Origin of the sequence: Actinoallomurus spadix (assembly GCF_024055725.1) — a bacterium.
In the GTDB taxonomy this organism is placed as follows: Bacteria; Actinomycetota; Actinomycetes; order Streptosporangiales; family Streptosporangiaceae; genus Actinoallomurus; species Actinoallomurus spadix.
Genome location: NZ_JAMXMX010000029.1, coordinates 75,312 through 101,844 on the forward strand (window position 1 = coordinate 75,312; position 26,533 = coordinate 101,844).

Below are 26,533 nucleotides of genomic sequence, written 5' to 3' on the forward strand. Positions count from 1 at the left end.
TCCGAGCCGAACGCCCGCCAGATGCCCGATATGCGGCAAATAAAACTTTCGTCGGTTAGCGTTCGCTGGGGAGTGCGGAGCGCATTTGCTCAGTCGAAGACGACGACCTGGCGGATCGCGTCGCCGCGCCGCAGGGCCGCCATCGCGTCGTTGAGGTCCTCGAACCGGATGCGCCGCGTGATCAGGCCCTCGAGGTCGAGTCTGCCGCCGCGCCACAGGTCGACGAACATCGGGATGTCGCGCCTCAGGTCGCTCCCGCCGTACAGCGAGGACTTGAGGTTCTTGCCCTCGAACAGCAGCGAGAAGGCGCTCATCTGGAAGTTGTCGTCCGCGGCGCCCGCGCCCACCACGATGACGTCGCCGCCGCGCCGGGTGGTCCGCCACGCCGTCTCGATGGCCGTCGCCTTGCCGACGACCTCGAAGACGTAGTCGAAGCCCTGGCCGCCGGTCAGCAGGCCGTTCGTCTCCTGCAGGCCGTCGAGCGTGGCCGTGTGGGTGGCGCCGAACTGCTTGGCGATCGGGTGCTTGGCCTCGTTCGGGTCGATCGCCAGGATGGTCGCCGCGCCCGCGATGCGGGCGCCCTGGATCACCGACAGGCCGACGCCGCCCGCGCCGACGACGGCGACCTTCGAGCCGGGCCGCACCTTCGCGGTGTTGAACACCGCGCCGACGCCGGTCGGGATGCCGCAGCCGAGCAGCGCGGCGTACTCGAACGGCACGTCCTCGGCCACCTTGACGACGCCCTGCCAGGGCACCACGAGCTCCTCGGCCCAGGTGCCGCAGCCGGCCATGCCGTACGCGGGGGCGTCGCCGCCGAGGCGGAACCTGGGGTCGCCGAACGTCTGCGCGATGAACGTCATGCAGAGGTACGGCTCGCCGCGGACGCACTCGGCGCAGGTGCCGCAGTCCGGCGTCCAGTTGATGACGACGTGGTCGCCGGGGCCGACGCCGCTGACGCGCTCGCCGACCTCGACGACCTCGCCGGCGCCCTCGTGCCCGATGACGCAGGGGATCGGCATGGGCAGCACGCCGGTAAGGACGGACAGGTCGGAGTGGCAGACGCCGGTCGCCCGGACCTTGACCTTGACCTGATCGGGGCCGGTCTCGGTCGTCGTGGCGTCGTCGCGCAGCTCGACCTCTTCGTCGCCGACCTGGCGCAGGACCGCGGCTCGCACCGTGCACACCTCCATGGCAGGGCCGGCGGGAGCGCCGGCCGACGTTACGGCGCCCCGGGCGGGCGCCGGACGACCTGATGGCGCCGGACGGGCGCCGGACGGGACGGCGCCGCGGACGCCGGGACTACTCCTCGAGGGTCAGCGCGGCCTTGGGGCAGGAGCGCACGGCGTGCCGGACGCGGTCGAGGAGCTCGGCGGGCGGGTGCGGCTCGACGATGTGCAGGACGTCGTCGTCGTCCAGGTCGAACACCTCGGGCACCAGGCCCACGCACACGCCGTTGGCCTCGCAGACCAGCGGGTCGACTCGTACTTCCATGGCTCCTCGCTCAGGTGAGCTTGCGATGGTCCCAGGACGCGACGCCCGTCGGCTCGACGATGTACGCGTGCCGCTTGGCCGCGGTCTGGTCGACGAGCGACGCGATGGCGTCATCGTCCTTCAGGTCCATCATCCGGCGGACCACTTCGCAGCCAACATACCGAACCTCGTTCGGTTCGGTAAGGGCCCGCACCGTGCCGTACATCATCAGCCCGCGCAGCTCGAAGTAGTCCTCGCCCGTCTCGATGAGACAGGTCACCCGGGGGTCGCGGCGCAGGTTGTGCGCCTTGCGCGAGGTCCGGTACGTCCAGAAGGCGATCTTGCCGTCGATCAGGCCGTAGAACATGGTCACGAGGTGCGGGGTGCCGTCGCGATTGATGGTCGCCAGTTGCAGTTTCTTCGACTCCTGCACAAGCGCGGCGACCTCGTCGTCCGTCATCGCGACACGGGAACGCTGACTCACGCGAGAAAGTAGAACACGTTTCAGTAAGTGTGGGCAAGTGTCCCCGGCGCCGCCCGTCCCGAGCCGGTCAGAACGCCACGCCGCACCGGAGCACGACGTTCGCGTACGGCGTCGCCTCCCCGGTCCGCACGACCAGCTTGACCGCGTGCGCCAGCAGCTTGAGCTCCTCGTGCGGGACGTACGTGAGGGCGGGCAGCCGGTCGTCGAGCAGGGCGTGGCACTCCGGATTGCCGCCCACGACCTCCTCCGCCGCGACGGCGCCCTCGACGACCAGCTCCGCCAGGATTCCGTCCAGCACCTCGGCGAAGCCGGGGACGCCGAGCGTGAAGGCCAGGTCCACCACCTCCGCGCCGGCCGGGATCGGCATCCCGCTGTCGCAGATCAGCACCTGGTCGGTGTGGCCCAGCCGGGCCAGGGCGCCGGAAAGGGCGCCGTTGAGAATTCCCCCGCGTTTCACCTAGTCCTCCAGATCGGCCGGCCGCGGGAAGGAGCTCTGCGCGCCCGCGACACGTACGGCGGCGGCTCCGACGCGCGCGGCGAACCGCGCGGCCTCCGCCAGATCGTCGCCCCGCGCCAGCCGCCAGGACAGGGCGCCGGTGAACGCGTCCCCGGCCCCCGTCGTGTCGACCGCCTCGACGCGCGGGCTGGGCACCTCGATGACGCCGTCGCCGTCCGCGACGACCGCGCCGTCCGCGCCCTTCGTGATGACGACCGAGCGCGGGCCGCGCGCCAGCAGCCCGGCCGGGTCGCTCGCCCCGAGGAAGGCGGCCTCATGCTCGTTGACGACGAGGGGGTCGCACAGCGCGAGCAGCTCGTCCGGTACCGCGGCCGGCGGCGACAGGTTGAACACCACCCGCGCGCCGGCCCCCTCGGCGGCGCGCGCGGCGGCCAGCACCGCGTCGAGCGGCACCTCCAGCTGCAACGAGACCACCGACGCGGCGGCGAACAGCGGACCGGCCGCCGTCACGTCCTCCGCGGTGACCCGGCCGTTCGCGCCGGGGGACACGATGATGCTGTTGTCGCCCTCGGGTCCTACCGTGATCAGCGCGACGCCGCTCGGGCCCGGCGTGGTGATCAGGTGGGCTATGTCGACGCCGTCGCCGCGCAGGGCCTCTCGGAGGAAGTCGCCCTGGCCGTCGGTGCCGGCGCGGCCGAGGAACGCCACCCGCCCGCCCAGCCGGGCGGCGGCGACGGCCTGGTTGGCCCCCTTGCCGCCCGGGTAGGTGGCCAGGTCCGAGCCCAGCACCGTCTCCCCGGCCGCCGGGCGCCGGTCGACGCGGACCACGAGGTCCGCGTTGACCGAGCCGACGACCAGCACGTCGTACGTCTTGTCCGGCATTCAGGATCCGTTCGTGAACTGAGCCACGTTGTCCTTCGTGGCCACCTTGACGGGAACCGCCACGGTAGCGTCGATCTTGTCGCCCTTCGCGGCCTTCACGGCGGCCTGGACGGCCATCTGGCCGAGGAGCACCGGCTGCTGCGCGACGTCCGCGGTGAGCGTGCCGGCCTGGATGGCCTTGAGCCCGTCGGGGGTGCCGTCGAAGCCGACGATCTTGATCTGCTTGCCGGCCTTCGCGCCCAGCGCCTTGATCGCGCCCAGCGCCATCTCGTCGTTGGCCGCGAACACCCCGGTGATGTCGGAGTGCGCCTGCGCGATGTTGGTCATGACGTCCAGGCCCTTGGTCCGGTCGAAGTCGGCGGGCTGCTGGGCGACGACCTGGATGCCGGGGAACGCCTTGATGCCCTCCTCGAAGCCCTTCTGCCGGTCGTTGGCGGCCGACGTGCCCGCCGTGCCCTGCAGGACGGCGACCTTGCCCTTGCCGCCGAGCGCCTTGCCGAGCTCTTGGGCGGCCAGCTTGCCGCCGGCGACGTTGTCGGACGCGACGGTCTGGGCGACGGTCGCCCCGTTGACGCCGCGGTCGGCGGCGATCACGGGGATCTTGCTGCGGTCGGCGGCCTTGACCGCGGGCGCGGCGGCCGAGGAGTCGACCGGGTTGATGATGATCGCCTTCATGCTCTGGCTGGCGAAGTTCTGCACCTGGTTGACCTGCTGGGAGGCGTCGTTCTGGGCGTCCGTCGTGGTGATCTTGACGCCTTCCTTCTTCGCCTCCGCCTCGGCGCCCTGGCGGAACTGCACGAAGTACGGGTTGTTCAGCGTGGAGACGGACAGGCCGAGCTTGACGTCGCCGCCACCGCCGCCGGAGGAGGACGAGCCGCCGTTGTTGCAGGCCGTGAGGCCGAGGGCGAGGACCGCACCGGCGGCCGCGATCGCGGCCGGCTTGGTGAACTGCATGGTGGTGAGACCTTTCGATGTGTTACTTCAGCGGGCCTGGCGGCGGCGCAGCGTGTCGAGGAGCACCGCGAGCGCGATGACGACCCCGATCACGACCTGCTGCCAGAAGGCGGAGACGGACAGGAGGTTCAGGCCGTTGCGGAGCACGGCGAGGATGAGGGCGCCGACGAAGGTGCCGAGGGCCTTGCCCTTGCCACCGGACAGGCTCGCCCCGCCGATGACGACGGCGGCGATCGCGTCCAGTTCGTAGCCGGCGGCGGCCTGCGGCTGGGCGGACGCCAGCCGGCTGGCCAGCACGATGCCGGCGACGGCCGCGAAGCCGCCCGCGAGGGCGTACGTGATCAGTTTCTGCCGGGTGACCTTGATCCCGGACAGCCGGGCGGCCTCCTCGTTGCCGCCGATCGCGTACATCGCGCGCCCGGAGTACGTCCGGTTCAGCACGACGGCCGTGATGACGCCCATCACGAGCATCACGATCACCGGGACCGGCAGGTAGCTGCCGATCGTGTCGCCGAGGTGCGAGACCGAGTCCGGCAGGGCGATCGGGCTGCCCTGGGAGATGACGAGGCCGAGGCCGCGCGCCACGCCCTGCATCGCGAGCGTCGCGATGAACGGCGGCAGCTTCCCGTACGTGATCAGCACGCCGTTCACCAGCCCGCACGCGATGCCGACGATCAGCGCGAAGCCGGTGGCCAGCGGCCAGGCCATGCCGTGGCTGGTCGCCGTCCAGGCGAGCACGACGGCCGACAGGGCCGCGACCGCGCCGACCGACAGGTCGATGCCGCTGGTGATGATGACGTACGTCTGACCGAAGGCGAGGATCGCGGTGACCGCCGCCTGGACGCCGACGTTCAGCAGGTTCGTGACCGTCAGGAAGTCGCCGGACAGCAGCGTCAGGGCGACGACCAGGACGACGAGCCCGAGGAGCGAGCCGTTCTCGCTCAGTACCGCGCTGCCCTTGCGCAGCCGCAGCGTTCCGGTCGTCATGCTGTTTCCTCCAATTCGCCGACGGCGAGTGCCATCACCGAGTCCTGGGTCGCTTCGGCGGCGCTCAGCTCGCCGGTGAGCCTGCCGCGCGCCATCACGAGCACCCGGTCGCTCATGCCCAGCACCTCGGGGAGGTCGCTGGAGATCATGAGCACCGCGTGCCCGCCGGCGGTCAGCGAGTTGATGAGCTGGTAGATCTCGACCTTGGCGCCGACGTCGATGCCCCGGGTCGGCTCGTCGAGGATGAGGACCTTCGCGTCGGCCAGCAGCCACTTGCCGATGACGACCTTCTGCTGGTTGCCGCCGGACAGCGTGCGGACCTCCTGGCCGAGACCGCTCATCCGCACGCCGAGCTGCTCGGCGACGCGGGCGGCGGCCTTGGCCTGGCCGGCCCGGTCGACGAACCCGGCCTTCGTGGCGCGGCGCATCGTGACGAGGCCGAGGTTCTCCCGGATGCTCGCGCCGAGGACGAGCCCCTGGCCCTTGCGGTCCTCGGGCACCAGGCCGAGCCCGGCCTCCATGGCGGCGGTGACCTTGCCGCGCGGCAGCGGCCGGCCGTCGACCAGGACCTCGCCGGAGTCGTACGGGTCCGCGCCGAAGATCGCCCGGACGACCTCCGTACGGCCCGCGCCGACCAGGCCGGCCAGGCCGACCACCTCGCCGGCGCGCACCTCGAAGGACACGTCCTCGAAGACGCCCTCGCGGGTGAGGTTCCGGACCTCCAGGAGGGGCGCGCCCTGGGTGGAACGTTCCCGTGGGTACTGCTGCTCGATGGAACGGCCCACCATCAGCCGTACGAGCTCGTCCTCGGGCGTGTCGGCGGGCACCTCGGCGACCGAGGCCCCGTCCCGCAGCACCGTGACCCGGTCGCCGATCTGGGCGATCTCCTCCAGGTGGTGGGTGATGAAGACGATCGCGACGCCCTGCCGCTTGAGCTGCCGGACGATCGCGAACAGCCGCTCCACCTCGGACGTCGTGAGCACCGCGGTCGGCTCGTCCATGATCAGGACCCGGGCCCGCAGGCCGAGCGCCTTGGCGATCTCGACCATCTGCATCCGGGCGATGCCGAGGCTCTCCAGCGGCGCGCGGGGGTCGGCGTCCACGCCGACCCGGTCGAGCAGCTCGCGGGCGTGGCGGTACATCGCCTTCTTGTCGACGATGCCGAAACGGCGCGGCGGCCGGCCGAGCATGAGGTTCTCCGCCACGGTCAGCTGCGGCACCAGGTTGAACTCCTGGTAGATCGTGGCGACGCCGTGCCGTTGGGCGTCCTCGGCGGTGCGGATCGCGGCCTCCCGGCCGTCGACGAAGATCTGGCCCTCGTCCGGGTGGTACGCGCCGGACAGCATCTTGATCAGCGTGCTCTTGCCCGCGCCGTTCTCGCCGAGGAGGACGTGCACCTCGCCGGGACGCAGGTCGAAGTCGACGCCGTCGAGCGCCACGACCCCGGGGAACCGCTTGCGCAGCCCGCGCACCCGCAGGATCTCCTCTGTCATGTGGTCTCTCCTTCTCCGCAGGAGCGGCGGATCACGAGCCGGGCCGGCAGGACGACCGACTCGACGGGGCGGCCCTCGACGCGGTCGAGCAGCACGCGCACCGCGCGGCGGCCGAGCTCCTCGGCGGGCTGCGCGATCGCGGTGAGCGGCGGGTCCAGGTGCACGAACCACGCCACGTCGTCGAACGACGCCAGGGCGACGTCGTCGGGGATGCGCAGGCCCCGCGACCGGATCTCGTCCAGGGCGCCGAGCGCCATCAGGTTGTCGCCCGCGAAGATCACTTCGGGGGGTTCGGGCAGGTCGAGGAACCGCGCGGCGATGGCCCGCCCGCTGGCCGCCTGGAAGTCGCCCGCCTCGACGTACTCGCCGGGGATGTCCAGGCCGCACGCGCGCATCGCGTCGTGGAAGGCCCGCGTGCGCTCGCGGCCGGTGGACAGCAGCTCCGGGCCGGAGATGAACGCGATCCGCCGGCGGCCGAGCCGGTGGATGTGCCGGACGAGGTCGTGGATGGCCTCGGTGCCGTCGGCGCGGACGGACGGCACCTCCAGGCCGGGCAGCGTGCGGTCGAGGAAGACGACGGGGGCGCCGGAGCGCACGCCGTCCTCGACGAGCGGGGTGATCTCCGCCGTCGGGCAGATCAGCAGGCCGTCCACGCGCTGCTCCAGCAGCGTGCGCACGTAGTGGTCCTGCTGTTCGGGACGCTCGTCGGCGTTGCCGATCACGACGGTGTAGCCGGCCGCCCGCGCCTCGTCCTCCACGGCCCGCGCCAGGACGGCGAAGAACGGGTTGAGGATGTCCCCGATGATCAGCCCGAGCGTCCGGGTGGCCTCGGTGCGCAGCGAGCGGGCGACGGCGTTCGGCCGGTAGCGCAGTGCCCGCATGGCCGCCTGGACCTTGTCCCGGGTCTCCCGGCTCACCCGGGGGCTGTCGTTGAGCACCCGCGACACCGTGGCGACGGAGACGCCCGCGTGTGCGGCGACGTCCTTGATGCCGGCCATCGGGCCTCCTGATCGGTGCGTGATGGAAACGATTACACGAGAGTGTATGGAAACGATTACATGATCTCTACGTGACGTGGGTCACTTAGTGGACATACGGGAACCTCGGGTCGAATGGGGAGCAGCCGGGCCGCGCGGGTAGGGTGCCGGGCGTGACGAGCCAGGCGACGAACCACGCCCCCATGCCGCCCGACCTGCGCCGCGTCGCGGAGGCGGCGAAGGGCTTCATGCCGGTGCCGGAGGGCCTCGCGCTCTACGAGACCGCGCTGGAGTACGGCGCTCGCGGGCCGATCCTCGAGGTCGGCACCTACTGCGGGAAGTCGGCCGTCTACCTCGGCGCCGCCGCCCGTACGGTCGGCTCCACGGTCGTGACCGTCGACCACCACCACGGCTCGGAGGAGAACCAGGCCGGTTGGGAGTACCACGACCCGTCCCTCGTCGACCCGACCACGGGCCGGATGGACACCCTTCCCGTCTTCCGCCGCACCATCGCCGCCGCCGGTCTGGAGGACCGCGTCATCGCGGTGGTCGGCGAGTCCGGCACCGTCGCGGCGCTGTGGGACCGGCCGCTCGCCATGGTCTTCATCGACGGCGGCCACGCCGAGGACCTCGCCCAGGCCGACTACGACGGCTGGTCACCGCACGTCATGCCGGGCGGCGCCCTCGTCTTCCACGACATCTTCCCCGATCCGGCCGACGGCGGGCAGGCGCCGTACCGCGTCTACCGGCGCGCCCTGGCCACCGGCCAGTGGACCGAACGGCGCGTCGAGGGCTCCCTCCGCGTCCTCCGGCGCGCGGCGTCCTGACCGATCAGTCCCGGGCGGCGAGACCGCTCGGTAGGTCTCGCGACCCAATGCGAAATAGGGCTCACAGCCCTTTCTGCGGCCACGGCAGAATCCAATACTGATCACCCGGACCGGTCCTTTTCCTCCACCTTTAGACCCCTCGAAAGGGGCACTCGTGGCAAAGGTTCGTGTGCTCGCCTCCGCCCTCGCCCTCGCGCCGCCGCTTCTCCTCACGGTCGCGACCGGTGCCCAGGCGTCCTCCGCCCCCTCCTCCGCGCCCGCCCCGGCACGGCCCGCCGGCACGGTGTCAGCGGCCGCGGTCACGAAGACGGTCAAGCTGGTCACGCAGAAGCAGTCGAAGTCCTACTACTGCGCTCCGGCCGCCGGGCGCGCCGTCGTGTCGACGTGGATGCCGAAGAAGTCCCTGCCCAGCCAGAAGACGATGGCCAAGTACATGCACACCAAGTCGCCGAACGGGACCGGCAACGCCTGGGTCCCGATCGGCGTCAACACCGCCATTCACCGCGGGTCCTATTATCAGGACCTTCATCCCACGTCCGCGGGCTTCGTCTGGAACGCGGTCAGCTACGACATCGGCACCAAGAAACACGCGGTCATCGCCCGGGTGCTGGCCGGTTCGAAGCCCTGGACGCCGCATTGGAACGACAAGACCGGCCACGTCATGGTCATCTACGGTTACCACTCCGATTCCCACGGCAAGCAGCTCTACTGGTGGGACCCGGCGGACAACAGCTTCCACCACTCGTCGCTGAGCTCGTCCTGGACCGCGATCTCCAAGGCCGGCAAGCACCTCTTCGGCTTCTATCCCAGCTGAGTCAACGCCCATCACGGGCATCCGTACGGCCACGGCCGGTCCTCTCCCGCACACCGGAGAGGGCCGGCCGTTCTCATCCGCGCAGAGCGGTGCGAACGTCCATCAGCGCGAACCCGAGCAGGTTGAGCCCACGCCACTCCGACGGCCGAGCCGCCTCCGGCTGCGACGCCGACAGCCCGATGCCCCAGACGGTGTCGTACGGGCTGGCCTCCACGAGCACCCGGTCGCCCGTGGCCAGCAGGAAGCCGCGCAGCGGCGGGTGCTGCCCGAACTTGGCCTCGTTCGCGGCCACGACGAGCCCGTACCGGTGCTCGGCCCAGGTCGTCTCGTCGAAGCCGCGGACCTTCCGCCCGGCGCTCTTGGCCTTGGCGGGGTCGTCGTCGGCGAGCACGCGTTCCTCCGCCTCGGCGTCCCCGAACAGCCGCGCCTTGCCCGCCATCATGTAGTGCTCCGCGGTCGCGTACCGCAGGCCGTCCACGGTGAACGGCGCCGGATACCACTGGCTCAGGCACCCCTTCCCGACGCCCCCGCCCTTGGGCGGCCGGTGCCCCCAGAACAACAGCATCTCCGGCAGCTCACCCTGTTCTTCACGCCGGATCAGGTCATCAACGCGCATACCGCCCGATGCTGCTGGCTCAGGTCCGCCTCGGGCAACCCGTTTCCGCTCCGGCGGGACAGGCCCTAGTTGAGCGCCTCGGCGAGGGACTCGCAGCCGCAGGCGACCGGGTCGGCGGGCTCGGAGGGACCGAGCGGGCGGCCGTCGATCTCCTTGAACAGGCGTGCGGCGGGCGAGGCGTCGGCGAGGGCGTCGGCGGCGAGGATGACGGCGGCGGCCGTGTAGGTGGAGCGGTCGCCGGGGAAGTGGCGCCGGTTGGCGAACTGCCAGCCCGTCCAGTACGAGCCGTCCTCGTGCCGCAGGTGCTGGATGGCGGCGAACAGCGCGCGGGCGCGGGTGGTGTCGCCCATCGCGTCGAGGGCGAGGACGAGTTCGCACGACTCCGCGCCGGTCACCCACGGCTGGTCGGAGACGCACCGGCAGCCGAGGGCGTCGACGACGAACGTCTCCCAGCCCTCGTCGATGCGGCGGTACGCCGCGGGACCGCGCAGCGGGCCGCCGAGGACGGGGTAGTACCAGTCCATCGAGAAGCGGCTCTTGTCGGCGAACGCCTCCGGGTGGGCGGCGACGACGTGGCCGAGCTGGTCGGCGGCGAGCTCCCAGTCGGGCTGGGGCTCGCCGAGGCGCTCGGCGAGGGCGACGGCGCAGCGCAGTGACTGGTGGATCGACGAGCAGCCGGTGAGCAGCGCGTGGTCATCGGGGGAGCCGTCCGGGTGGCGGATCCAGATGATCTCGCCGCGCGCGGTCTGCAGGCCGAGGGTGAACTCGATCGCGCGGCGGACCGCCGGCCACATGCGCCCGGCAAATTCCTCGTCGCCGGTGAGCAGCAGCTCGTGCCAGACGCCGACGGCGATGTACGCGGCGTGGTTGGACTCGCCACCGGGCTCGGTGATCTCGCCGAGGACCCACTTGGCGGGCCAGGAGCCGTCCTCGCGCTGTTGCGCGCGCAGCCACTCGTACGCGCGGCGGGACTCGTCGTGAAGGCCGGCGACCGACAGCGCCATCGCGGCCTCGACGTGGTTCCAGGCGTCGACGTGGCCGGGTACACCGCCGGTCGGCGCGAACCAGGGGATGGCGCCCGAAGGTTCCTGCTGGGCGGTGATGCTGCGGGCGGTGGCGAGGACGTCTTCTGCGGTCAGGATTCCGGGTACGGCCTCAGGCCGCCGCATGCGCCTGCTCCTGGTCCTCCGTCGCGGAGACGGTGGGCTTGCGGAAGTAGACGACGACGCTCTTGCCGATGACCGGGTTGAGGACCCGTTCGGCGAGCCGGGTGGCGAGGGGGCGCTTCATGATGTCCCAGACGAGCACCTGGTGGTACGCCTTGGCGAGGGGGTGGCCGTCGTTGTTCACGCCCACCGCGCACTTGATCCACCAGTACGGCGCGTGCAGGCCGTGGGCGTGGTGGTGGCCGCCGACCTGGAATCCGGTCGCCTTGAGCTTGGCCTCGAGCTCGGCGCGGGTGTAGATGCGCACGTGCCCGCCCGGGACGGTGTGGTAGTCCTCCGACAGCGCCCAGCAGATGCGCTCGGGAAGCCACGACGGCACGGTCACGGCGAGCTCGCCGCCGGGCTTGAGGACGCGAAGCAGCTCGGCCATGGCCGCCATGTCGTCCGGGATGTGCTCCAGCACCTCCGCCGCGACGATCTTGTCGAAGGTGTCGTCGGGGAACGGCAGGCCGAGCGCGTCGCCGGTGACGGTCCGCGCGGAGGCGCCCTCGGGCGCCTCGCCCGCCAGCTCCATCGCGCCGAACATCCTCGCCACCTCGGCGAGCTCGGCCTCGTCGCGGTCGAACGCGACGACGTGCGCCCCGCGCCGGTACAGCTCGAACGCGTGCCGGCCCGCGCCGCAGCCCATGTCGAGCACGTGCTCGCCGGGCGACACGCGGAACCGGTCGAAGTCCACGGTCAGCAGGGTCAGGCTCCTTCCGGGCGGCGCCCGCGGTGGCGGGCGATGGCGGCCTCGTAGTGGCCTACGGTGGCCCGCGCGACGGCGGACCAGGTGAACCGCTCCTGCACGCGCGCGTAGCCGGCCGCGCCGACCCGCTCGCGTTCCCCGGGGGAGTCGTGCAGCCGGCCGAGCACGCCCGCCAGCTCTTCCACGTCACCGGGCTCGACGAGGATCGCGGCGTCGCCGACCACCTCGGGCAGCGCGCCCGTACGGCTGGCGACGAGCGGGGTGCCCGAGGCCATGTGCTCGACGGCGGGCAGGGAGAACCCCTCGTACAGGGAGGGCACGACCGCGATCTCGGCACTGGCCAGCAGCTCGCCGAGCTCCTCGTCGGAGATGCCGGAGACGAACCGGACACGGTCGCCGAGGGACAGCTCGCCGACCAGCCGGTCGGTCGGGCCGCCGGGCCGCGGCTTGCTCACGATGACGACGTGGACGTCGCGTTCGGTGGCGAGCTTGGCGACCGCGCGCAGCAGCGTGGAGACGCCCTTGAGGGGGGAGTCGGCGCTGGCCACGGCGACGATGCGGCCGGGGACGCGCTCGCCGCGGGGGTGGAAGTAGCGGGTGTCGACGCCGAGCGGCAGGATGTGCACCTGCTCGGGGGGCGCCTGGAAGTCCCGGATGATGTCGTGCTTGGACGACTCGGAGACGGTGAGGACCGGGCCGATGCGCCGGGCGACCCGCGCCTGCATGTCGACGAAGCCGTACCAGCGGCGCTTGCCGAACCGCTCCTTGAGGGTCTTGGCCGCCTCGATCTCGATCCGGCGGTCCACGCTGATCGGGTGGTGGATGCTGGTGACGAGGGGCAGGCCGAGCCGGGGGATGGCGAGGTTGCCGTAGCCGAGCACCTGGTTGTCGTGCACGACGTCGATCGAGTGGCGGTACTTCCGCAGCTCGCGCAGGACCCGCAGGCTGAAGGTCAGCGGCTCGGGGAAGCCGCCGGTCCGCATGTGCGCGAACTCCAGGACGTCGATCCAGTCGCGGTACTCCGACAGCGCCGGCGTGCGGAACGGGTTCTCGTCGGCGTACAGGTCCAGGCTGGGGACCTTGCGCAGCAGGATGTCGTCGCGGTCGAGCTCCGGGTACGGCTGGCCCGAGAAGACGACGACGCGGTGCCCGAGCTCGGCCAGCTCCCGGGTCAGGTGCCGCAGGTAGACGCCCTGGCCGCCGCAGTGCGGCTTGCTCCGATAGGAGAGCAGGGCCACGCGCAATGGTTCGCCGACCTCACCCACGCGTTGCCCCTCCCGCACGTGTCACTGCTGGTGAAGTTAGACCATAGCCTGACAATCGTTATGGCCGACCCGCTATTAGCCACTGTGTCTAAAAAGGTGGTGAAGGCCACGTTCGGTGCGCCGGGTGGCACGTCCGGAGGTGACTCGCGGCCGGATCACCTGTCGAAGCGGACCGGCATCTCCTTGATGCCGTTGATGAAGTTGGACCGCTGCCGGCGCGGCTCGCCCGCCAGGGTGATGCCGGGCAGCCGCTCGGCGAGCGTCTCGAACAGCACCCGCAGTTCGAGACGGGCCAGGTGGGAGCCCAGGCAGAAGTGCGGTCCGCCGCCGCCGAAGCCGAGGTGCGGATTGGGATCACGCCCGATGTCGAAGTCGTACGGGTCGGCGAAGACGTCCTCGTCGCGGTTGGCCGAGGCGTAGAAGACCACGACCTTGTCGCCCTCGCGGATCCGCTTGTCACCGAGCTCGGTGTCCCGGGTCGCCGTGCGCTTGAACAGGTTGACCGGGCTGACCCAGCGCACGATCTCGTCGGCGGCCGTCCGGGCCAGGTCGCCGCCGTTCCGCCGGTCGTCGACGAGCCGGTACCACTGGTCCGGATGCTCGAAGAACGCGAGCATGCCCCCGGAGGCGGCGTTCCGGGTGGTCTCGTTCCCGGCGACGATCAGCAGCATCATGAACAGGTCGAATTCGTCGACCGTCAGCTCTTCGCCGCCGTGCGGGCGCAGCAGCGTCGTGACGATGTCGTCCCGCGGCTCCTTCCGGCGTCGCTCGGCGAGCTCGTTGGCGTAGGCGTACAGCTCGGCCGCGGCGGCGCCCTCTTCCTCCTCCGTGGAGCGCAGGTCGGGGTCGTCCTCACCGATCAGGCGGTTCGACCACTCGAAGATCTTCTCCCGGTCCTCGACGGGCGCGCCGATCAGCTCGCAGATCACATACAGCGGCAGGGGCGCGGAGATGTCGCGGACGAAGTCGGCCTCGCCCCGGCCGGCGACCTCGTCGATGAGGCCCCGGCAGATCTCGCGGACGTGGTCCTCCAGCCGCCCGACCGTCCGGGGCGTGAACCCCTTGTTCACGATGCTCCGCTTGCGGGTGTGCTCCGGCGGGTCCTGGTTGAGCATCATCATCCGCTGCATGACGAGATGCTCGTCGCTCGGCTCGTAGAACAGCGCGAGCCGGCGATGGGAGGAGAAGATCTCGGGGTGCCGGGAGACGTGGACGACGTCGTCGTACCGGGTGACCGCCCAGAAGTCCGGCTCGCCGGGGTGCCGGTGCACGGGGTCGTTACGGCGCAGCCATCGAAGTTCGCCGTGCGGGATGCCGGCGTTCGCGTACCGGTCGGGGTCGACCAGGTCGATGTCCATCCGCGGATCTCCCTCAAAGGTCGGCTGTCTGGAATCCTCCGCCGGGAAGCCCGGTCAGCGCCTCGGCGAGCGCCTCGGGGGTCGAGCCGATCACGCGCAGCGCCACCGTGGGCGGGGCCAGCACCGTGACGGTGCCGCCGTACGTGACGAACACCTGGCCGGTGACGTGCTCGGCCGCCGGGGAGGCGAGGTAGGCGACCAGCGGCGACACGTGCTCCGGCGCGAGCGGGTCGGGGCCGTCCTCCGGCGGCGGGCCGAAGACGCCGGCCGTCATCGCCGTACGGGCACGCGGGCAGATCGCGTTGGCGCGCACGCCGTACCGGCCGCAAGACTGGGCGATGGACAGGGTCAGCGCGGCGATGCCGCCCTTGGCCGCCGCGTAGTTCGGCTGGCCGGGCGAGCCGAGCAGGAACGCCTCCGACGCGGTGTTCACGATCCGGGCGTGGACCGGGCCGCCCGTCTCCTTGGACCGGGCCCGCCAGTACGCGGTCGCGTGGCGCGCCATCACGAAGTGGCCCTTGAGGTGGACGGCGACGACGGCGTCCCACTCGGTCTCGGACATGTTGAAGATCATGCGGTCGCGGGTGATGCCCGCGTTGTTGACCAGGACGTCGAAGGTTCCGTACGTCTCCAGTGCCGTCTTGAGCAGCGCCTCGCCCGCGGTCCAGTCGGCGACGTCGCCCTCGGCGACCACCGCCTCGGCGCCCTCACCGCGCACGAGCTCGGCGGTCCGCCGGACGGCCTCGCCGGGCAGGTCGTTCAGCACGAGCCGCGCGCCCCGCCGGGCGAGTTCGAGGGCGTGGGCCCGGCCGAGGCCGTCGCCGGCCCCGGTCACCGCGACGACCCTGCCCCCGAGCGAGACGTCCTTGTCCGTGGCGGCCATGCGGCTCCTTCCGCGACGGCATGCCGAGCGCCCGGGGTGGCCGTTCCGGGCGCCGGCATACCGCGTCCACTATAAGTGAAACCCGTTCTAGATTGATACCTGTTCTAGCTACGCCGTCCGGACGGGGTGAAGCGGACGGGGAGCTCCTTGATGCCGTTGATGAAGTTCGAGCGCAGCCGCCGCGCCTCGCCGGCCTGCCCGATGTCGGGCATGCGCTCCAGGAGCACCTCGAACAGCACGGTGAGCTCCAGCCGCGCGAGGTGAGTGCCGAGACAGTAGTGCGGTCCGCCGCCGCCGAAGCCGATGTGCGGGTTCGGGTCGCGGCCGATGTCGAAGGTGTACGGGTCGGCGAACACGTCCTCGTCCCGGTTGGCCGAGGGGTAGAAGACGACGACCTTGTCGCCCGCCTTGATCGGCTGCCCGCGCAGCTCGGTGTCGGACATCGCCGTGCGGCGGAACAGGTTCACCGGGCTGACCCAGCGCACGATCTCGTCCGCGGTGGTCCGGAGCAGGGCCCGGTTGGCGCGCAGCCGCCGCCACTGGTCCGGGTGCTCGAAGAACGCGAGCATGCCGCCCGACGCGCCGTTCCGCGTGGTCTCGTTGCCCGCCATGATCAGCAGCAGGATGAACATCGCGAACTCGTCCGCGCCGAGCACCCGGCCGTCGGCGTCGGGCTGCAGCAGCTTGGTCGCGATGTCGTCGCCCGGGTGCTCCCGGCGGTAGGCCGCCAGGTCGTGGGCGTAGGCGAGGATCTGCGCCGAGACGTCGCGCGCGTGCTCGGCGGAGGTGGCATAGTCGGGGTCGTCGAAGCCGATGAGGGCGTTGGACCAGTCGAAGATCCGGCCGCGGTCCTCCACCGGCGCGCCGATGAGCTCGCAGATGACGTAGAGCGGGAACGGCGCGGAGATGTCACGGACGAAGCACGCCTCTCCGCGCTCGACGACGTCGTCGATGAGCTGGTGGCTCACGTCGCGGATGTGCTCCTCGAGCTGCTTGATCATGCGGGGCGTGAAGCCCTTGTTCACGTAGCTCCGCTGCCGGGTGTGCTGCGGCGGGTCCATGAACAGCATCATCAGGCGGTAGAGCGCGATGTCCTCGTCGGTGAACTCCTCGAACATCGACGTGCGCGCGTACGAGGAGAACAGCTCCGGGTGGCGGGAGACGTGGACCACGTCGTCGTACTTGGTGACCGCCCAGAAGCCGGGGGAGCCTTCGTCGGGATCCTCGTGCCAGTGGACCGGCGCCTCCCGTCGCAGACGGCGGAAGGCCTCGTCTGGGAAGCCTCCGCGCTCGTAGATCTCCGGCGTGATGATGTCGATCCGCATCGTCGCTCCTCGGGCGGCGGCTGGTCTGAAACACGTTCTAAACCAAGCGCTCGCTCGGGTCAAGACGGCAGAGGTCGCCGAGGGGGTGGCGCGCATCTCATCGACCCTCCGTGACGGAATCGTCACCTCGCGGGGAGGGTCCCGGGAGGCCGCCGGGACCGCGGCGGCCCAGGCGGCCCACCTGTCGCGGACCACCGCGGTCGAGTCCCTAGGGGGTGTCCACCCGACACTCCCTACTAGGCGTTCTCCTTCGCGATCGCCTCACGTACGGCCGGGACGATGTCCCTGGCCCAGCGGGTGAGGGAGGCGAGGTCCGGCGTCCCGCCTTCGGGGGAGAAGAGCATGAACCCGGACGCGCCGTGCTCGAGTACGGCTCCGGTCAGTTCCTCGGCCCACTGGTCGGCGGAGCCGCCGATCCAGCGCCCGTCGCGGTCGCGCGTCGCGGGCAGCGGCCGGTCGGTGATGCGCCCAGGGAAGTTGAAGACCGTACGGATCTCACGCGGATCGCGGCCGACGGCGGCCGCCGCCTCGTCGATGATCGGGCGCGACTCCCGGTAGCGGTCGCTGAGCCAGTCGGCGGCGTGGCCGGGAATCCAGCCGTCGGCCACACGGCCGGTGGCGGCCAGGGATCTGCGGCCGACCGATCCGGTCCACACGGGAGGCGCGGCCACGGGAGCGGGCTCGATCTCCTTCACCTGGTAGTGGCGGCCCTGGTGGGTGACCGGGGGACCGCCCCCGGACAGCTTCTTGACCAGGACGATCGCCTCTTCGAAGAGGTCCACGGCGTCGGCCGGCGACAGGCGCGGCACTCCCATGTCGGCGATCCGGTCCCATATCCCGCCCGCGCCCATCCCGAGGACGACGCGTCCGCCGGACAGTGCCGACAGCGTCGTCACCGTCCGTGCCAGCATGGGGGCGGGCCGGGTCGGCAGGTTGGTGACGTTGACGAAGCCGGACAGGCGCCGGGTTCGTCCGAGGACGAATCCGATGGAGGCGTAGGCGTCCGCGCGGCCGCCGATGTAGGGGTGGTCCGACAGGGAGAACAGGTCGAGCCCGTCGCGGTCGGCCTGTTCGGCCATACGCAGCAGTTCCGGTATCTCGTCGATGCCGCTGTGCGCGCCGAAACCGAAGACGACTCGTTCCAGGGACATGTTCCTGCCTTTCTTCGACGGGGTGTGCCGCTGTTCAGTGCGACGTGGTGATCCGCCGGGGGACCCGGTGCGGTGCGGCGGCTGCGGCACCGCACCGGGTGTGGTCTCCGGCGTGCCGGGGTTCGGCGCGGGGGTGCTCACCAGGCGTACGCCTCGGGGGCGGCCTTGGGGCCGTTGGGGGCGGGCGGCGGGAAGAGCTCGTCCAGCTCGGCCAGAGTGGCGTCGTCCAGTGTGATCTGCAGTGCGCGCAGCGAGCCGTCGAGCTGCTGGACCGTTCGCGGGCCGATGATCGGTCCGGTCACGCCGTCCTGCGCGAGCAGCCAGGCCAGTCCCACGTGGGCCGGGTCCTCGCCGAGGTCGGCGCACACCTTCTCGTACGCCTCGATGGTGTCCCGGTGTCTAGCGAGCGTGGCCGCCGAGCGCCCTGAGTCACCTCGGGAGGCTGCGCCTGCCTCCTGCTTGCGCAGGACCCCGCCGAGCACTCCGCCGTTCAGCGGCGACCAGGGGATCACGCCCAGTCCGTACGCCCGTGCGGCGGGCAGCACCTCCAGTTCGACCCAGCGGTTCATCAGGTTGTAGATCGACTGCTCGGAGACCAGGCCGAGGAAGTGCCGGGACCGCGCGGCCTCCTGTGCCTGCGCGAGGTGCCAGCCCGCGAAGTTGGACGAGCCGTAATAGAGGACCTTCCCCTGCTGGCGGAGGACGCTGAACGCCTCCCAGATCTCCTCCCACGGCGTGTCCCGGTCGATGTGGTGCATCTGGTACAGGTCGATGTGGTCGGTCTGCAGGCGTTTGAGTGAGGCGTCGACCGCGCGGCGGATGTGCAGCGCGGACAGGCCGCTCTCGTTGGGCCGGTCGCCCGTCGGGAGGTAGACCTTGGTGGCGAGGACGGTCCGGTCGCGTCGGCCGCCGCCCTGGGCGAACCACCGGCCGATGATCGCCTCGGTGACGCCGTCACCCGGCGTCACGCCGTACACGTTGGCCGTGTCGAAGAAGTTGACGCCGTGCTCGTGCGCCCGGTCCATGATCGCGTGACTGTCGGCTTCGGTGGTGCGCGGTCCGAAGTTCATGGTGCCGAGGACGAGCCGGGACACCGAGAGGCCGCTGCGGCCGAGGCGGGTGTACTCCATGTCTGCCGGCCTTTCAGACGGTGGGGCCGAATTGCTCGATGAAGCGGGCGGTGAACAGGTCCGTGCCCTTGTACTCGGAGACCATCGACGCGGGGGCGACGAACGGCCCGTCGGGAGAGGGCAGCTGTCCGACACCGCCGTTCGGGCCGAGGGGAAGCAGGATCATGGGGAAGGGCAGGGGCTGGTAGGTGGCCGTGGGCTCCTCGCCGTTCAGCCGGGCGGAGATGTTCGTGGCGACCACCTCGGCGTGCTGCATCGCGTAGCCGGCCATTTTCGCCTCCGCGACGTCGGTGATGTCGCCGACCGCGTAGACGTGGTCGTACCCCTTGACGTTGAGCGACTCGGTCACGGGGACCTGGCCCTGCGCGTTGAGCGTCGTGAGCCTGCCGTCGGCGAGGTAGTCGCTGTTCGTGCGCTTGCCGTAGGCGCGGAACCAGATGTCAGCGGTGATCTGGTCGCCGCCGGTGGTCGTGACGGTGAACGCGTCTGCCCGGCCGGTCTCGGTGTTCGGCGGCGCCGCCAGGCCGGTTCCCAGGCGCAGCTCGACGCCGAGGGCGTCCAGCTGGCCGCGCAGGTCCTCGACCACCTCCGGCTGGAAACCGGGCAGCAGTTCCTCGGCCGGGTCGGCGATGGTCACGTGCTTGTCCGGCCAGACCTCCTTGATCTCCCCGGCCAGTTCCAGGCCGACGGGGCCGGCGCCGAGGATCAGCACCTTGTCGGCCTGCCGCAGTTCCTTGTGCGTCCGGCGGAGGTCGTCCATGGCCGCGCCGATCGAGTCGGAGGCGGGTTTGGCCGGGTAGGCGTAACTCGAGCCGGTGGCCAGCACCAGATAGTCGGCCGCGACACGCTCACCCGAGGCCAGGGTGACTCCGCCCGTGTCCACCGAGACCGCGCGGTCGCGGATCAGCGTGCCCTTGGTGAGCAGCGTCTCGAAGGGGAAGAACATGTTGCCCGCCCAGTCCGGCCGGGTCAGCGCCCGGAGCGAGGCGGCCGCGTTGACGAACGCCTCGCGGGGGTCGATGAGGACGACGTCGGCCTCGGACTCCAGCGCCTTGGCGACCGCGGCGCCTCCGTAGCCTCCGCCGATGACCGCGACGGTACGACTCATGATTACACACTCCTAAAAAGGGTTGAGTTCGTTGCACGAACTATATTAGTTCGCGCCACGAACAGCAACCCTTCCGGTGGTGTGCGCTGCCGTATCAGTGCTCGTGTGCGGCGGCGCCCCCTTCGTTCGGTTCCAGGAAGACCGCGGGGACCTCGTGGGCCAGTACGACGCGCCCCAGCAGATCGGCGAGCGTGTCGCGCTCGTCCGGGGTGAGATCGCCGGGCAACTCCGCGATTCGCCGGCACGTCTCGGTGTAGAACTCGTCCGCCAGCTTGGCGCCGTGCGTGGTCAGCGCGACCCGGACCGCGCGCGTGTCCCGTGGATCCGGTTCCCGCCGGACCAGGCCGTTGCGCTCGGTGCGGTCCACCAGTCCGGTGAGGCTCGACTTGGCCAGCCTCAGCATCGGCCCCAACTCGCTCATGCCATGCGGTCGTGCCATCAGGACGCACAGCAACTGCCCCTGCTGGGGGGTCAGTCCGTACTCTCGGCCGGACTCCGCGTACACGGCATTCACCAGGAACGAGGACCGCACCAGTGCGGCGACGATTCCGATCTGGCCATCATCAGGCTTGCTCACCCGGCCAGGGTAACATCGGGCCTGCTCATAATTCGTGGGGCGAACTATGAGTGACCGGTCAGCGCCGTCTCGGAGATCGTCGTGGTGGAGGCCCGCTGACGCGCCGACGATTCGCCGGTCAGCCGCGCTTGATAGGCGCTGTTCTCGTCGATCAGCCGATCGAGCGCCGCGAGTGCGGCGAGGACCGTGTCGAGCGTCGCCGAGAGACGCTCCCGCTCGCGGCGCATCACCGCCATCGAGTCCTGCGCGGCCCGCATCGTCGGCCTGGTCGTCATGCAGGGGAGCATCTCGACGATCGTGCGGCTGGACAGGCCGGCCGCGAAGAACGACTGGATGAGCCGGACCCGCTGGACCTGGTCTTCGGCGTAGAGGCGCTGACCGCTCGGCGACCGGGTGCTCACGAGGAGCCCCTGCTCCTCGTAGTAGCGCAGAGAGCGCCGGCTGACCCCGGTCCGCTCCGACAGCTCGCCGATCCTCATCGACAGTCCCTTCGTGCTGACGATTCCGCTTGCCCCTCACATCAATGTCACCGTTTACCGTAATCCCTGCCGACAGGGGGTCCGCGTCAAGTGGGCGGACCTCGCGTCAGTGAAGGAGACACTGTGATCAAGTTCGCGTATCTGATCAATCGGGTCGACGGCATGACCTTCGAGGAGTTCGTCGAGTACCACCGCAACCATCACGCCCCGCTCTTCACCTCGATCCCCGAGGCGGAGCGGTACGTCAGGAAGTACACGGTCTCGCATCCGGTGCCGGCCGAGAACTACCCGGCTCCGGCGTACGACGGCCTCACCGAGATCTGGTTCGACAGCTGGGCGGATCACGACGCGTTCTTCGCCTCCGAGAACTACCGGCTACGGGTCCACCCCGACGAGGCGAAGTTCATCGACCAGGACTCGATCGGCGTGATGGTCACGGAGGAGAAGACCGTCATCTGACGCCGGGAGGGACCGCGCGGAGGCGGGAATCAGAGGCGTTCGAGGATCGTCGCGGTGGCCAGGGCGCCGCCCGCGCACATCGTGATGAGGGCGGTCGAGGCGTCGCGGCGCTCCACCTCGTGCAGGGCCGTGGTGATGAGCCGGGCGCCGGTGGCCCCGACCGGGTGGCCGAGGGCGATGGCCCCGCCGTTGACGTTGACCCGGTCGAGGTCCGGCTCGTGGACCGCGGCCCAGGACAGCACGACCGCGGCGAACGCCTCGTTCACCTCGAACAGGTCGATGTCCCGCATCGCCATGCCCGCCGCGGCGAGCACGGTCTCCGTCGCCTGAACCGGCCCGTCCAGGTGGTAGTACGGCTCGGCGCCGACAAGCGCCTGCGCCCGGATCCGCGCGCGGGGCCGCAGCCCCCGCGCGCGGGCCCGTTCCTCGGACATCACGAGGACCGCGGCCGCGCCGTCGGAGATCTGGGAGGACGTCCCGGCCGTGTGCAGGCCGTCGCCGGCCGCCGGGCGCAGCCGGGCCAGCCCGTCGAGCGTCGTCTCGCGCGGTCCCTGGTCCCGGGTGACGGTGCGGACCTCACCGGTCGGCGCGCCGTCGTCGCCGAGCACCGGCGCCTCGATCGGCGCGATCTCGCGGTCGAAGCGGCCGTCCGCCTGCGCCTTGGCGGCGCGCTGCTGGGAACGCAGGCCGAAGGCGTCGAGGTCGGAGCGGGTGAGGCCGCGCCGCGCCGCGATGCGCTCGGCGGCGGTGAACTGGTCCGGCAGGTCGATCGACCAGTCGTCGGGACGGGGCCGGGCGTACGGGTGACGGCCGCCGGCCTCCTCACAGGGGCCGGTGCCCGTGATGTTCGCGCCGAGCGGCGCGCGGCTCATGACCTCCACGCCGCAGCCGATCGCGGCCTCCACGACCCCGGCCTGGATCAGGGCGGCGGCCAGGTGGACCGCCTGCTGGCTCGACCCGCACTGGGCGTCGATCGTCGTGACGCCGGCCTGGTGGGGGAGCCCGGCGTACAGCCAGGCGTGACGGCCGATGTGGCCGCCCTGTTCGCCCGCCTGCGTGACGCAGCCGGCGAAGACCTGGCCGATATCGGACGCGTCGATTCCCGCGCGCTCGATCACGGCGCGCTGCGCGTGGGCCAGCACCGCCTGCGGCTTGAGCCCGGCCAGCCGGCCGCGGCGCTTGCCGATCGGCGTGCGTACGGCTTCCACGATGACCGGCGAGCCCATATGGCCTCCTGCGGTGACGACGCCTCGCCGAACTATAACCCGTTCTAATATGACGGTTTCAAGGCCCTCGGTATCGATAGATGCGGAGAAGAACCTGTTCTTGTTCGGTTCGTTTCGGGGGGCGTGCCCGCAGTGGCCGGTCCGCGCGGGCCCCCGGCCGAGCGCGCCCGGGCGGGGGTGTGAGGTGGCGCCGTCAGGCGATCAGAGTGTCGAAATCGCCGGCCTTGGCGCCCTGGATGAGGGCTTTGATCTCCGCCTTCGTGTAGACCAGAGCAGGCCCGGACGGGTGCCGGGAGTTCCTGACGGCGACACTGCCGTCGGGGAGCTGGGCCAGCTCGACGCAATTACCTTGTGAGTTGCTCCGGTGGCTCTTCTGCCATCGGACGTCGGCGAGATCGGTGGCGGGGATGCCGTTGTACGCCCGGTACTGCATTCATGTCTCCTGGAGAATCCTGCTGAGGATCTCGGCGGTGTTGTCCGGAGGCGCGCTGACCACGCAGAGGCGCTCCATGGCCTCCATGTAGGCGTCCACGTCGTCGCGTCTGTCCAGATAGAGCGCACTGGTCAGTTGCTCGACGTAGACCACGTCCGGCAGGTCCGATTCGGGAAACCGCAGGATGGTGAACGCCCCGGCCTCGGCGGTATGACCGCCGACCCGGAACGGCAGCACCTGAAGAATGACGTTCGGCAGCTTCGTCGCCTCGATGAGGCGCTCGATCTGGCCGCGCATCACTTCTCGTCCCCCGATCGGGCGTCGCAACGCCGCCTCGTCCACGACCGCCCACAGGCGAGGACCGTCCCCTCGCGTGAGCAGCTTTTGGCGAGTAATCCGCAGGCTGACCCTCTGCTCGATCTCTTCGGGAGGTGCGGCCGAGTTGCCCAGGGAGATGACGGCGCGGGCGTACCCCTCGGTCTGCAGCAGACCGGGGATGAACTGGACCTCGTAGGTGCGGATCAGCGCGGCCGCCTCTTCCAGCCCCACGTAGGTCTCGAACCAGCCCGGCAGAACGTCGCCGTACCTGTGCCACCAGCCGGGAGTGTTGGCGTCCTGGGCCAGCTCGAGAAGGCTCTCCCGCTCGCGCTCGTCCATGACGCCGTAGAGGGTGAGCAGGTCGGCCACGTCGCGTTCCTTGAAGCCCACCCGGCCCAACTCCAGGCGGCTCATCTTGGAACCGGAGGCCCGGATCGCGTATCCGGCCTCCTCGCGCGTGATGCCCTGCCGCTCACGCAACCGCCGCAGCTGAGCGCCGAGGAGCCGGCGAAGAACGGTCGGTCCCCCAGCGGGCTGCGCTGTGTCCACCCCTACCTCCATGAGCATCGGTCAGCGCACAGTGTGCCACTCCCTCCCGTCGCTGGCAGAGTCTGCACGATCGTCTGCACGTGCATCCGGCCTTGCATATGCAAGGCATGTCGAGCAGGATAGCGCGCGAGGGCACGCCGATCACTGCTTCCCAGGGGATCGCGATGACAGCACACGGAGCGCGCTGGATGACCGGTGAGAGCGTCGACGAGGCGCACGAGTGGCTGTTGTCGGCGATCGCGCGTGGCGGACATTGGTCCGGCCCCGCCGGACCGCACGTCAGGATTGGGCTGGACGCGGTGACGCGGGACCTCGCGGCGGTGCCCGAATCGGTCCGCGAGGCGCGCGAGTTCACCCGGGACGGGTTGGGGATCTGGGGTCTGGCGGCCATGTACGACGACGTCGGTCTCGTCGTCTCCGAACTCGTGACGAACGCCGTCCGGCACGCCGTCGGAGCGACGGCCGGATCCGGCGACACCCCCATCAGGCTCGGGCTCCTGCGCACGGCCGGTCGGCTGACCTGTGCGGTCGCCGACCCGAGCGACGACGTGCCCCGGCAGGGAGAGGCCGACTTCGTCTCCCAGAGCGGGCGAGGTCTCCACCTTGTCGCCGCGTTCAGCGACACCTGGAACTGGGCCCCGCTGTACGGTCACGGCAAGGTCGTGTGGGCCGCCTTCACCGTACGGGGCGTCCGCTGACCTCCGCCCGCGCGCGGGCGCACGAAGGCCGCACGCGGGGCCGGGCGCGCCGGGTGGCGGGTCACAGCATCAGGACGCCCGCGAGCGCGACCCACACGCAGGCGCCGGCCAGCAGCAGTCCCTCCACCCGCGACAGCACCGGCGGTTCACTCCGCCCGCGCAGCCACCGGCGCCTCCGGTAGGCGACGACCGTCACCACCAGCGGGCCGAGCAGCGCCACGATACCGAGCGGAAACGCGATCTTGACGGCGAGCAGGCCGGCCGCCCAGCAGGACAGCACGGCCCGCCGCCAGGTGAGCTCCGTCCGCTGAGCCTGGAGGCCGGAGCTCACCGGGTCACGAGCCCGCTGACGAGGGTGACCGTGAAGAGGACCGCCACGCCGACCGTGAGGACGGCGGGAAGCGGATCGCGCGGCAGCCACACCCCGAGCCGCATCGCCTGCTGAGCCCGCCGCCATCGCCGGTAGGCGACGGGCGCGATCACCACGCTCAGCGTGATGGCACCGAGGCCGATCTCCCGGTGCCACCCCGGCAGGACCACTCCGTGGATGCCGCCGACCAGTGGTATCCCCAGTGCGACCAGGCCGAAGGCCGTCCGTACCCAGGCCAGCAGGGTGCGCTCGTTGGCGAGCGAGAAGCGGTAGTCGGGCTCGTGCCCGGGTTCGACGTCCGGCATCGTCTTCAAGCCCTCCTCGAGACGGTCGCGCCCTACCTCGATGAGGCTTCTACCCACCACCGCCGTCACCGGGCGAGTCGCGTCACCGGGCCGGCGGGGCGGGTTCGCTTCGGACGTGCGCCGACCGGGAACGTCTGCTCGTGGCGTTCATCTGCGTCGGGGCGGCCGCGGGCCGGAATGAATCGGGCGTATGTGGCAACGCGCTCGAATTTGCCCTCCGTCTAACCCTGAGCAGGGAAAAGGTCTGTCCGGATCTCCCATTGTGGGCTTGTGTCGAGGCCGTTCGCGGAGCAACGTGGGTCTTCAAGAGCGGAAACGGTGTACCGGCACGATCGGGGGATGGTCGGCATGGCCGCGGAGAGAAGAGCCACAGCCACGAAGGAGAAGCCCGCGACGCGAAGGGCCTCGGCGACGACCGCCGCCACCACGCGGCGCGGTCGTACGGCGACCCCGGCGACGGCGGTGACGGCGGACACGACGCGGACAGAGGAGCACGGGGCGGCGCTGCCCGTTCCCGTCGTGACGCCCCACGTCAAGATGCTGAGGATCCCCCTTCCCACGCGGGGCTTCGCCCTCGTCGGCGACATGGGCCGGGTCGCCGCCGCGTACCTGCCTCCCAGGGACCGGCTGATGTTCTACGGCGGCCTCGCGGCCGCCGCCGCCATCGGAGTCCTCGACTGGCCGGTGGCCGCGGCCGTCGGCGTCGGGACGATGGTGGCGCGCCGGGCCGTCGGCAGACGGGAGACCGCACGGCCCGTTCCGGCGAGCACGCAGGCCGCGGCGCCGGCCGCGCCCACGGCCCGGACCGCCCGGACGACGGGCACGAGCCGGACGACCGCCGGCACGACCCGGGCGACGACCGGTACGACCCGGTCGCGAACGGCCGCGGGGACCACCGGCCGGACCCGGGCGACGGCGGCCGCCGGCGGGGCGAAGACGGCGACGGGAACCAGCCGGTCGCGGACGACGGCGGGCACGACCCGGTCCCGTACCGCCGGCGCGACCGCGGCCCAGAGCGCGGCGG

The 26,533-nt window shown here is 71.1% G+C and carries 31 protein-coding genes; 5 read left to right on the top strand and 26 right to left on the bottom strand.

Going from position 1 to position 26,533, the window contains the following annotated elements; all coding sequences use genetic code 11:
* Positions 1 to 89: 89 nt before the first annotated feature.
* From NE235_RS31705 to NE235_RS31745, 9 genes are all read right to left on the bottom strand, one after another.
* Positions 90 to 1,175, bottom strand: a complete 1,086-nt coding sequence (locus NE235_RS31705; protein ID WP_252809492.1) for a Zn-dependent alcohol dehydrogenase — start codon at positions 1,173 to 1,175, stop codon at positions 90 to 92.
* A gap of 124 nt (positions 1,176 to 1,299) precedes the next feature.
* Positions 1,300 to 1,491 carry a ferredoxin gene (locus NE235_RS31710; protein WP_252809494.1) on the bottom strand — a complete coding sequence of 64 codons (192 nt, stop codon included), beginning with the start codon at positions 1,489 to 1,491 and terminating at the stop codon, positions 1,300 to 1,302.
* A gap of 10 nt (positions 1,492 to 1,501) precedes the next feature.
* Positions 1,502 to 1,954, bottom strand: coding sequence for a pyridoxamine 5'-phosphate oxidase family protein (locus NE235_RS31715; protein WP_252809496.1), 453 nt, complete (start codon positions 1,952 to 1,954; stop codon positions 1,502 to 1,504).
* A 67-nt stretch (positions 1,955 to 2,021) separates the two neighbouring features.
* A complete protein-coding gene (gene rbsD / locus NE235_RS31720) occupies positions 2,022 to 2,411 on the bottom strand; it encodes a D-ribose pyranase (protein WP_252809498.1) in 390 nt (129 codons plus the stop codon).
* Positions 2,412 to 3,293 carry a ribokinase gene (locus NE235_RS31725; RefSeq protein ID WP_252809500.1) on the bottom strand — a complete coding sequence of 294 codons (882 nt, stop codon included), beginning with the start codon at positions 3,291 to 3,293 and terminating at the stop codon, positions 2,412 to 2,414. It abuts the gene before it with no gap.
* A complete protein-coding gene (locus NE235_RS31730; protein ID WP_252809502.1) occupies positions 3,294 to 4,247 on the bottom strand; it encodes a substrate-binding domain-containing protein in 954 nt (317 codons plus the stop codon).
* Between the two features lie 27 nt (positions 4,248 to 4,274).
* Positions 4,275 to 5,234, bottom strand: a complete 960-nt coding sequence (locus NE235_RS31735) for an ABC transporter permease (RefSeq protein ID WP_252809504.1) — start codon at positions 5,232 to 5,234, stop codon at positions 4,275 to 4,277.
* Positions 5,231 to 6,727, bottom strand: a complete 1,497-nt coding sequence (locus tag NE235_RS31740) for a sugar ABC transporter ATP-binding protein (protein WP_252809506.1) — start codon at positions 6,725 to 6,727, stop codon at positions 5,231 to 5,233. The genes NE235_RS31735 and NE235_RS31740 overlap by 4 nt, the downstream gene beginning before the upstream one ends.
* Positions 6,724 to 7,725, bottom strand: a complete 1,002-nt coding sequence (locus NE235_RS31745; protein WP_252809508.1) for a LacI family DNA-binding transcriptional regulator — start codon at positions 7,723 to 7,725, stop codon at positions 6,724 to 6,726. The genes NE235_RS31740 and NE235_RS31745 overlap by 4 nt, the downstream gene beginning before the upstream one ends.
* Positions 7,726 to 7,907: 182 nt before the next feature.
* On the opposite strand from NE235_RS31745, the gene NE235_RS31750 reads away from it, so the two are divergent.
* Together NE235_RS31750 and NE235_RS31755 are read left to right on the top strand one after the other, a co-directional pair.
* Positions 7,908 to 8,531: a class I SAM-dependent methyltransferase gene (locus NE235_RS31750; RefSeq protein WP_252809556.1), complete on the top strand. Its 624-nt coding sequence runs from the start codon at positions 7,908 to 7,910 to the stop codon at positions 8,529 to 8,531.
* A 154-nt stretch (positions 8,532 to 8,685) separates the two neighbouring features.
* Positions 8,686 to 9,345 carry a C39 family peptidase gene (locus NE235_RS31755; RefSeq protein ID WP_252809510.1) on the top strand — a complete coding sequence of 220 codons (660 nt, stop codon included), beginning with the start codon at positions 8,686 to 8,688 and terminating at the stop codon, positions 9,343 to 9,345.
* Positions 9,346 to 9,418: 73 nt separating this feature from the next.
* On the opposite strand, the gene NE235_RS31760 is transcribed toward NE235_RS31755, so the two are convergent.
* The 12 genes from NE235_RS31760 to NE235_RS31815 form a co-directional block, all read right to left on the bottom strand.
* Positions 9,419 to 9,961, bottom strand: a complete 543-nt coding sequence (locus NE235_RS31760; protein ID WP_252809512.1) for an NADAR family protein — start codon at positions 9,959 to 9,961, stop codon at positions 9,419 to 9,421.
* A gap of 65 nt (positions 9,962 to 10,026) precedes the next feature.
* Positions 10,027 to 11,130: a prenyltransferase gene (locus NE235_RS31765; RefSeq protein ID WP_252809514.1), complete on the bottom strand. Its 1,104-nt coding sequence runs from the start codon at positions 11,128 to 11,130 to the stop codon at positions 10,027 to 10,029.
* Positions 11,117 to 11,872 carry a class I SAM-dependent methyltransferase gene (locus tag NE235_RS31770; protein ID WP_252809557.1) on the bottom strand — a complete coding sequence of 252 codons (756 nt, stop codon included), beginning with the start codon at positions 11,870 to 11,872 and terminating at the stop codon, positions 11,117 to 11,119. Before NE235_RS31770 ends, NE235_RS31765 begins: the two co-directional genes overlap by 14 nt.
* A 2-nt stretch (positions 11,873 to 11,874) precedes the next feature.
* The gene (locus tag NE235_RS31775; protein ID WP_252809516.1) at positions 11,875 to 13,140 is read right to left on the bottom strand and encodes a glycosyltransferase family 4 protein; all 1,266 of its coding nucleotides are present in this window, start codon (positions 13,138 to 13,140) and stop codon (positions 11,875 to 11,877) included.
* Between the two features lie 155 nt (positions 13,141 to 13,295).
* A complete protein-coding gene (locus tag NE235_RS31780) occupies positions 13,296 to 14,498 on the bottom strand; it encodes a cytochrome P450 (protein ID WP_252809522.1) in 1,203 nt (400 codons plus the stop codon).
* A 13-nt stretch (positions 14,499 to 14,511) separates the two neighbouring features.
* Positions 14,512 to 15,381: an SDR family NAD(P)-dependent oxidoreductase gene (locus NE235_RS31785; protein ID WP_252809524.1), complete on the bottom strand. Its 870-nt coding sequence runs from the start codon at positions 15,379 to 15,381 to the stop codon at positions 14,512 to 14,514.
* Between the two features lie 104 nt (positions 15,382 to 15,485).
* The gene (locus NE235_RS31790; protein ID WP_252809526.1) at positions 15,486 to 16,706 is read right to left on the bottom strand and encodes a cytochrome P450; all 1,221 of its coding nucleotides are present in this window, start codon (positions 16,704 to 16,706) and stop codon (positions 15,486 to 15,488) included.
* 236 nt (positions 16,707 to 16,942) lie between these two features.
* On the bottom strand, positions 16,943 to 17,857 hold the full coding sequence (locus NE235_RS31795) for an LLM class flavin-dependent oxidoreductase (protein WP_252809528.1): 915 nt from the start codon (positions 17,855 to 17,857) through the stop codon (positions 16,943 to 16,945).
* Positions 17,858 to 17,994: 137 nt separating this feature from the next.
* On the bottom strand, positions 17,995 to 18,987 hold the full coding sequence (locus tag NE235_RS31800; RefSeq protein ID WP_252809530.1) for an aldo/keto reductase: 993 nt from the start codon (positions 18,985 to 18,987) through the stop codon (positions 17,995 to 17,997).
* Between the two features lie 13 nt (positions 18,988 to 19,000).
* Positions 19,001 to 20,095, bottom strand: a complete 1,095-nt coding sequence (locus NE235_RS31805; protein ID WP_252809532.1) for an NAD(P)/FAD-dependent oxidoreductase — start codon at positions 20,093 to 20,095, stop codon at positions 19,001 to 19,003.
* 94 nt (positions 20,096 to 20,189) lie between these two features.
* A complete protein-coding gene (locus tag NE235_RS31810) occupies positions 20,190 to 20,672 on the bottom strand; it encodes a MarR family winged helix-turn-helix transcriptional regulator (protein ID WP_252809534.1) in 483 nt (160 codons plus the stop codon).
* Positions 20,673 to 20,716: 44 nt separating this feature from the next.
* Positions 20,717 to 21,151 (bottom strand): MerR family transcriptional regulator, encoded by a 435-nt coding sequence (locus NE235_RS31815; RefSeq protein ID WP_252809536.1) that lies wholly within the window; start codon positions 21,149 to 21,151, stop codon positions 20,717 to 20,719.
* A 123-nt stretch (positions 21,152 to 21,274) separates the two neighbouring features.
* Here NE235_RS31815 and NE235_RS31820 point away from each other — a divergent pair, with 123 nt between their 5' ends.
* Complete coding sequence (locus NE235_RS31820; protein ID WP_252809538.1) at positions 21,275 to 21,610, top strand: EthD domain-containing protein; 336 nt, start codon at positions 21,275 to 21,277, stop codon at positions 21,608 to 21,610.
* Positions 21,611 to 21,639: 29 nt separating this feature from the next.
* On the opposite strand, the gene NE235_RS31825 is transcribed toward NE235_RS31820, so the two are convergent.
* The 3 genes from NE235_RS31825 to NE235_RS31835 all read right to left on the bottom strand — a co-directional run bounded on the left by NE235_RS31825 (position 21,640) and on the right by NE235_RS31835 (position 24,136).
* Positions 21,640 to 22,836 carry a steroid 3-ketoacyl-CoA thiolase gene (locus NE235_RS31825; protein WP_252809539.1) on the bottom strand — a complete coding sequence of 399 codons (1,197 nt, stop codon included), beginning with the start codon at positions 22,834 to 22,836 and terminating at the stop codon, positions 21,640 to 21,642.
* Between the two features lie 193 nt (positions 22,837 to 23,029).
* A complete protein-coding gene (locus tag NE235_RS31830) occupies positions 23,030 to 23,269 on the bottom strand; it encodes a DUF397 domain-containing protein (protein ID WP_252809541.1) in 240 nt (79 codons plus the stop codon).
* Entirely contained in the window at positions 23,270 to 24,136 is an 867-nt protein-coding gene (locus NE235_RS31835; RefSeq protein WP_252775746.1) for a helix-turn-helix domain-containing protein, read from the bottom strand.
* A 188-nt stretch (positions 24,137 to 24,324) separates the two neighbouring features.
* Between NE235_RS31835 and NE235_RS31840 the strand changes: the two genes are divergently transcribed.
* Positions 24,325 to 24,834, top strand: a complete 510-nt coding sequence (locus NE235_RS31840; RefSeq protein WP_252809542.1) for an ATP-binding protein — start codon at positions 24,325 to 24,327, stop codon at positions 24,832 to 24,834.
* 61 nt (positions 24,835 to 24,895) lie between these two features.
* On the opposite strand, the gene NE235_RS31845 is transcribed toward NE235_RS31840, so the two are convergent.
* Both NE235_RS31845 and NE235_RS31850 read right to left on the bottom strand, forming a co-directional pair.
* Positions 24,896 to 25,165: a hypothetical protein gene (locus NE235_RS31845; RefSeq protein WP_252809543.1), complete on the bottom strand. Its 270-nt coding sequence runs from the start codon at positions 25,163 to 25,165 to the stop codon at positions 24,896 to 24,898.
* Positions 25,162 to 25,509 carry a YidH family protein gene (locus NE235_RS31850; RefSeq protein WP_252809559.1) on the bottom strand — a complete coding sequence of 116 codons (348 nt, stop codon included), beginning with the start codon at positions 25,507 to 25,509 and terminating at the stop codon, positions 25,162 to 25,164. The genes NE235_RS31845 and NE235_RS31850 overlap by 4 nt, the downstream gene beginning before the upstream one ends.
* Positions 25,510 to 25,848: 339 nt before the next feature.
* Here NE235_RS31850 and NE235_RS31855 point away from each other — a divergent pair.
* The coding region (locus tag NE235_RS31855) for a hypothetical protein (RefSeq protein WP_252809545.1) at positions 25,849 to 26,533 on the top strand (685 nt) is incomplete at its 3' end.